Source organism: uncultured Phyllobacterium sp., assembly GCF_902479695.1.
GTDB classification, from domain to species: domain Bacteria; phylum Pseudomonadota; class Alphaproteobacteria; order Rhizobiales; family Rhizobiaceae; genus Phyllobacterium; species Phyllobacterium calauticae.
Map to the genome: position 1 here is coordinate 171,042 of NZ_CABSQF010000005.1, position 6,475 is coordinate 177,516.

Genomic DNA, 6,475 nt, shown 5'->3' on the forward strand with positions numbered 1-6,475 from the left:
CGATCTAGCTGGCGAACTGCAGCCGCGCCCGCCGCGGCAGGATCGCCAGCAGCGACAGACCGCGCAGCCCGAGGAACAGGTGAAGCGCCAGCCAGAGCCCGTGATTGCCCATGAACTGCGGCAGAATGAAATAGGCGGCGAAGTACCCGGCAAGTGACAGCAGCATCATGTTGCGCATGTCGCGTGACCAGGTGGCCCCGATGAATACGCCGTCCATATGGAAGGCCAGCAGCCCGGTAACGGGCGCCAGGGCCGCCCACGGCATGTAGAGTGCGGCCATGGCCTGCACATCCGCAGATTTGATCAGAACCGCCACGATGGCATTGCCGTAGATGAGGAAGAACAGCGCCATCAGCGAAGCCAGCACCAGCCCCCACAGGAATGAAAGCTTGATGCCGCGATCAAAGGCCGGGCGATAATGGGCGCCGACGGCACGGCCGGAAATCTGCTCGGCTGCCGTCGTCACGCCATCAATGAGATAGCCCGAGATCAGCAGAAAATTCATCAGCACGGCGTTGGTTGCCAAGGTCACGGCACCGGCCTCGGTACCAGCGCGGGTGAAATAGGCATAGGCGATCAGCAGGAAGAACGAGCGCAGCATGATATCGCGGTTGACCGCAAACATCCGCCGGATGGCCGGCATATCGAGGATGCGCGCAAGCGATGGATTGGGAACGGCCCGAAACTGCCAATAGACCATGGTCAAGCCGACAACCAGCGCGACGCTTTCGCCAAGCACGGTTCCCCAGGCGATGCCTGCAACGCCCCAGCCCATGACCAGACCGAGCCAGCAGGTCATGACCACATTGACGCCGTTGAGCAGGAATTGCAGGTAGAGGCCCTGCATCGCCTTGCCCTGTCCGAGCAGCAGACCGAGAACGACAAAGTTTCCAAGCGCCATCGGCGAGGAAAAGAGCCGGATCGACACATAGGTGGACATGGCGTCGGCGACCGCCTGATCCGGGTTCATGAAGCGAACTGTTGCAGTCAGCACCAGCGGCGTCACGGCAATGAAAACAAGGCCGACAAGCATGGCTATGCCGATGGCCCGCCAGAACACCGCTTGCTGTTCCACATTGTCATGGCGACCCATCGCCTGCGCCACCAGCCCGGTTGTTCCGGCGCGCAGGAAATTCATGGTCGAAAAGAGAAAATCGAAAACCAGAGCCCCGATCGCCAGCCCGCCAAGCAGATGCGGATCGCCGAGCTGGCCAATCACAGCCGTATCGACGAGACCGAGCAAGGGCGTCGTCAACGATGCCAGCATCACGGGAATCGTGATCGACAGCATCAGGCGGTTCGTCACCTCGAACGGGCGAACGATCTTTGATCCATCAGGATGGGACACTTGCGTTGACATGGGACACCGGGAAAGACGCCAGAGGGGCTATCGATATCCTATGCCATTGCGCGCGGCGCTTTTCCAGAACTATCGGCCAATCCCCGCCGATAGTTCAGCTGGCAAGGACCAGCGCCCAATACCGCTGGCTGCTGCCGCTGGCAGCTTCAGAATAGGCAAGACCGAACCGGGTGAACTTCTGATCCAGCATATTGCGGCGATGCGGCGGCGAGGCCATCCACATGGCAAAGAGCCGGTCGAGTTCCATGCGGCCGACGGCGATATTTTCCGCAGCAATACCGTGGATCTCGTTGTTCCGCACACGGGTGGCAAAATCACGCCCCCAGCCGGTCGTATGGGACATGCGGCCGGCGCTGGCCATGTAACCCGCCTGCTGCAGTGCGGCGCTTTCCAGCGAAGAATCGGCGGCAAGGCCAGCCAATCCATTGGAAGAGCGTATATTCTGTACAAGCGATGTCGCTGACGCCGATACACCGGCACTTTTCCCCGGCGTGCGTGTCACTGTCTGGCAGGCGGCCAGCGGCAACAGCGCCGAGACGGCGGCGAACCCAAGCACGCTGCGGCGTGACAAATGAAATCTATGGTTGGGCATAAGCAATTCCTGAATGAGACGCACTGCCGATATCCAGCAATTGTGGCTCATTCAGGCCAAGGTGATATTTTTGCGTTTAACGCCGGTAGCTCAACAACCGCAAAATGATGAAGCTCGGCACAACCACGACCGCGCCCAAGAGGAAGTAACCGGCGAAACGCTCGATGGCACCAAAACCGAGGTTCCAGACGCGGCGGGCAAAGTTCTCGAAGCCATACAGAATATCGAGCGGCGACCAGTTGAACGCGTTCATGATCACGCCGACGAAAAGCGATACGAGAATGAGCTTGAGCAGAACACGGCCCGGCGTGTCTCCCAGAAAACGGTTCATCTTGTCCGACATTGATACTCCGATAGCGGCGGCGGCAATTGCAGCGATGGTGTTCACATATGGCCATATGCGGCCCGGTTCAAGCAATTGCACAGCGATAGCGGATTCGCCAAGCGTTCCAGTCCAAATATATCCCGGATAAGGCCGGCGGAAGCCGGCAAGACGGTCAGATTGGTTTCAATGCCGATCCTGCACGAAAATATCGACCGTTTTTGCCGCCGCAATGAAGGCTTTTCGGGCTTCGCCGACCGTTCTTTCGCCATTCAGGGCATCGTGGCATATTTGTTGTGCGGCGAGATAGCTCGGTCCGTGCCGGGCCGGCCAATCCTCCGACAGAAATTCAGCGGCTTCTTTTACCGAGGCTATACTTCGGTATTTGCCTATCTGCCTGGTCTCTACGGTCACAGATTCAAATGTCAGTTTACGCATGATGTGAGACGCCCAAAAACAGCCAAGCCCCCGCATCCCCATATTATATTGGCATTCCATCGTGAGTACAACCATTCCGGCCGGGCCGGCATACCACCACGCAGGATATTCCCGTCAGGCCATTACCGTGTGAAGAGCACCCTCGATCACAGTGCGTCTGAAGATGATCGCGTTACTTGCCGCATTCTTCGAACAACTTGGAAACAACTGGCAAAAAGTGATCTTCATAGGTCAAGCAGGATTGATAAATACCCGCCGCAACCCTTTCACGTCCGATTTCCTCCCACTGGGGATTTTTCGGTGTGTGCCAATCCGTGACTTGAGAAATCAGCACTTCCCTGTCCATTGCGGCGGGGTATTGTTTCAAAATAGAGCGCGCCTCATCAACCAGTGGAAGATAACGCGCCACCGCCGCCAATTTTCGCGTGCGGGCTTCCCCATCCAAAACCAGTTCATAGACGCGATCGCCTTTTGCTCCAGCCGTCGCCGCGGAAAAGAGGAGTTCGGCCGGTTTGCCGCGCGCGGACAATCGCTTTTGCAGGATCGCGCCCATGGCCGATGCCAGGTCGTGGATTGGATTGTATCCATCACGTGCATCCGCAACTATTCTGTAAGAATGATGTTCTCCAATATCAGCCTCAATTGACGCGATCACCGCCGCGAAAAACCCGTGATCATGACGTGCCAGCGCATCGTACCAAAGCCTGTCCGAAATATCGCCAAATATCGCGCCCGCAGCGGATCCGGTTTTTTCGATGATTTCCCGGGAATAATGCGTTCGGGACTGTTCCTTGCTTCCAGACCCGTCTGTCAGAAAGAAAACAAGAGGCTTGTTCAATTCCACCCAATGGTGAATGCGCAGCTCATGCCCAGGATGCGCCAAAAGAAGAATACTTAGTGTTTGTTTATTCTGCATTGGTGAAATAGACCATAGCTGAGCAACAAAAGCATCGGGGAAATATAAAGTGCGTGTTCTTATTACAAATTTTGTTTTTGGAATGCGGTCCGGATCCGAAAGTGTCGTTGAACTGTTGGCTGACGCACTTCGAGGCGCAGGTCACCACGTTATGATTTTTGCCCCGACATTGGTCGGCGACACCAACTGGATGATACAGAAGGGACATCAAATCTATGATGCGATAGATCAGATACCCTATCGGCCTGATGTCATTCATGCACACCATGTGTCCCCATGCTTTATTGCCATGGTACGTTTTCCCGACGTGCCGGTCGTCTACACCTGCCACAGTTCCGTGTTCGAGATCGAAGCCCCCTTGCTGCACCCGCAGATCAAGCACTATGTCGCCGTGGATGCAGCGTGCAGAGACAAATGCTTGTCCAGAGGCATCCCGGCCAATCGCTTGACCACGATAGAAAACGCCGTTGATTCAGCGCGTTTTATCGCAAGGCCCCCTCTTCCGGACCGCCCCCGGAAGGCGCTCCTGCTTACCAAGGCCAGCGGTCATGCTGAATTGGTGCGGCGCGCGTGTGCCGCAGAGACCATGACACTTGACGAGCTGGGCCCTGGAACAGGCAAGTTTTCCGATGCGCTCGAGAAGGAATTGCTCAAATATGATTTGGTCTTTGCAACGGCGCGCATGGCGCTGGAAGCGGCCTTTGTCGGATGTGCGGTTGTTGTATGTGATGGTCGCGGCTTTGCCGGACTTCTCACGACCCGCAATGTCGCCGCCTGGCGGAAGAATAATTTTGGTGTGCGGTTGCTCGCCCGACCGACAACTGTCGGGCTGTTGCAGGAAGCGATCCAGCACTACGACGCCAAGGATGCGGCAGATGTAGCCGAATATCTGCGTGAGCATTCGCCGGCGGACAAATATGTCTCCCAATACGAAAAGCTCTACCGTTCGGCTATCAAGGCAGGATCACCCGGCCTGCCTGCGCTCGGTCTTGCCAATGGCCAATGGGCGCAGGAACTCGTTGCAACCGCGGAAAAAAGAACCTGGTTTCGTATCGCCTCTGAAATGCATTGGATGCCGGAAACAGACACTCTCAGGCAAATGCTGGATCAATCAAAATCAGAGATCCTTGCCGAACTGCATTCGGTGACAGAGCGTCATTTGCCCAATTCACATTCCATGGAAACGCTCGCTCAAACATTGACCACGAAAATCGATAAACTCGATCGTGAAATTTCAACGTCAACGAATATCCTCGTGAGTTTGAAGGCCATGTACCAAGCGCTTGTACCATCTCCGCTCAGGCGCGTTGGCGCAGTGTTGCGGGCGCGCTCAAAGCGGCACAACAAATCGCCGTAGCCGAAAATATCAGGCGCGAGGACCACCTCAATTGCAAAAGCCCCCGCGTCCGGAGATACGGGGGCTTTGGAATATCGCACCAATCCTGTCGATTGGCCATTTCGGTCTCAGCGGCGGGCGTCCAACAGGTCGTTCACTTTGTCAATTTGCGCCGTCGTGAGTGTCCGATGGAAATCCGTGCTCAATTTGGCTTCAGCGGCTTCGAGGGCCTGCTCCCTCAACGTGGGATCAGTAATGGCAAGGGCTGCTTCGCGGCTGCGTTCGTAAGCGGCGATCTTACCGACGGAGGAATTGGGCGCTGCCCGCTCCCGTGCCCGCGCGGATGCATGCGCTGCGTTAAGCGGACCCAAGGTATTCTTGTCCAGATCCCTGTCGCTCAGATCTGCTTCCTTGGTCTTGGATTTGTCATTTGCGTGGTCGCCCTTGGCATTGCCATGGCCTTCGCCGCCATTGCCTTTTCCGCCGCCCTCGCCGCCACCGTTGCCATTGCCATTTTTGGCCAGCGCAGAACCGACAAGGCTGTAATTGCCGGTCGTCGAGAGTGCAGTGCCGGCAACCAGCAAACCAAAACATGCAACGGCAACAAAACCGCGCTTCACAAGAGTCATACCCATCTCCTCAATATGTCCCGGTGATCGTTCCCCCGCCGGAACGTTAATAATCCGTTTAGGGCCATTATGAGGCGTTAATAGCGATAATAGTGCCTGTGATGACGATGGTGCTTCCAATAGCCGGGACGATGGTGCCGATTGTTCCAGTGGTGGCGGCGATGGTGATGACCTCTCCAGCCGTGCCGATAATGATGGCGATGGCCCCAATGCCTGCCGCGATTGTGCTTGTATTTGACCAGTTCCACATTCGAAGCGATCGGCGCGCGTTGGACGGAGATAGGCGAGGCCTGCGTGGATACGATTGATGTCAGGCCCATCACCAGCGCGATGAGGCCGGCAGCCACCAGGGAAAGAATATTCTTCATGACAGCTCCCTCCAGTTTATCCCGCTCCACACTACGCCGTTGTTGATGAACATTCAAACAAGTATACCGCAGCAAGCGAAAAGCAGGCGGGTCTATTCACCGCGAGGCAATTTTTCGAGCACAAGCTGCAGAGTGGACGTCAAAACGTCGATATTCTCTTTGCCAGCGACGCTTTCCCAGTTCTGTTGAATGCGTTCGAAGGATCGGGAAAAAACCTGGCGATCGGGGCGGACATGGTAGCCTGGTGCAGGGCCAACTATGCCAACCTCAGCGTTGTCAATTGCGATGCCGCCAAACACAATGCACCGGAAGATCAACCCGAGGAAATCGCGCAATCACGTGGCAAGTGGCTGGAGCAGATCAATATTTGACAACCGGTTCAACGCGAGGCGGCATCCTTGCTGCCGTCTTGCGTTCCATGCAAACAAGGGATGGAGCGGGTGAAGGGAATCGAACCCTCGTATGCAGCTTGGGAAGCTGCCGTTCTACCATTGAACTACACCCGCCTATGCCC

The 6,475-nt window shown here is 56.3% G+C and carries 9 protein-coding genes and 1 tRNA gene; 2 read left to right on the forward strand and 8 right to left on the reverse strand.

The features are described from left to right. Positions 1-4: 4 nt before the first annotated feature. The 5 genes from RDL77_RS05335 to RDL77_RS05355 all read right to left on the reverse strand — a co-directional run bounded on the left by RDL77_RS05335 (position 5) and on the right by RDL77_RS05355 (position 3,628). Positions 5-1,360: an MATE family efflux transporter gene (locus RDL77_RS05335; protein ID WP_374042665.1), complete on the reverse strand. Its 1,356-nt coding sequence runs from the start codon at positions 1,358-1,360 to the stop codon at positions 5-7. Between the two features lie 94 nt (positions 1,361-1,454). Next, positions 1,455-1,952 carry a CAP domain-containing protein gene (locus RDL77_RS05340; RefSeq protein ID WP_288192058.1) on the reverse strand — a complete coding sequence of 166 codons (498 nt, stop codon included), beginning with the start codon at positions 1,950-1,952 and terminating at the stop codon, positions 1,455-1,457. Between the two features lie 76 nt (positions 1,953-2,028). Beyond that, positions 2,029-2,295, reverse strand: coding sequence for a DUF6460 domain-containing protein (locus RDL77_RS05345; RefSeq protein ID WP_288192059.1), 267 nt, complete (start codon positions 2,293-2,295; stop codon positions 2,029-2,031). 165 nt (positions 2,296-2,460) lie between these two features. Beyond that, on the reverse strand, positions 2,461-2,712 hold the full coding sequence (locus RDL77_RS05350; protein WP_223611866.1) for a DUF982 domain-containing protein: 252 nt from the start codon (positions 2,710-2,712) through the stop codon (positions 2,461-2,463). Positions 2,713-2,884: 172 nt separating this feature from the next. Next, positions 2,885-3,628 carry a hypothetical protein gene (locus RDL77_RS05355; protein WP_288192060.1) on the reverse strand — a complete coding sequence of 248 codons (744 nt, stop codon included), beginning with the start codon at positions 3,626-3,628 and terminating at the stop codon, positions 2,885-2,887. Positions 3,629-3,677: 49 nt separating this feature from the next. On the opposite strand from RDL77_RS05355, the gene RDL77_RS05360 reads away from it, so the two are divergent. Continuing rightward, positions 3,678-4,985: a glycosyltransferase gene (locus RDL77_RS05360; protein WP_288192061.1), complete on the forward strand. Its 1,308-nt coding sequence runs from the start codon at positions 3,678-3,680 to the stop codon at positions 4,983-4,985. A 107-nt stretch (positions 4,986-5,092) separates the two neighbouring features. On the opposite strand, the gene RDL77_RS05365 is transcribed toward RDL77_RS05360, so the two are convergent. Continuing rightward, the gene (locus tag RDL77_RS05365; RefSeq protein WP_223611870.1) at positions 5,093-5,593 is read right to left on the reverse strand and encodes a Holotricin-3 precursor; all 501 of its coding nucleotides are present in this window, start codon (positions 5,591-5,593) and stop codon (positions 5,093-5,095) included. A gap of 77 nt (positions 5,594-5,670) precedes the next feature. Next, positions 5,671-5,961 carry a hypothetical protein gene (locus RDL77_RS05370; protein WP_288192063.1) on the reverse strand — a complete coding sequence of 97 codons (291 nt, stop codon included), beginning with the start codon at positions 5,959-5,961 and terminating at the stop codon, positions 5,671-5,673. A gap of 233 nt (positions 5,962-6,194) precedes the next feature. Between RDL77_RS05370 and RDL77_RS05375 the strand changes: the two genes are divergently transcribed. Further along, on the forward strand, positions 6,195-6,332 hold the full coding sequence (locus RDL77_RS05375; protein WP_223611873.1) for a hypothetical protein: 138 nt from the start codon (positions 6,195-6,197) through the stop codon (positions 6,330-6,332). A 61-nt stretch (positions 6,333-6,393) separates the two neighbouring features. Here RDL77_RS05375 and RDL77_RS05380 read toward each other — a convergent pair. Then, a tRNA-Gly gene (locus tag RDL77_RS05380) sits at positions 6,394-6,467 on the reverse strand. Between the last annotated feature and the right edge of the window lie 8 nt (positions 6,468-6,475).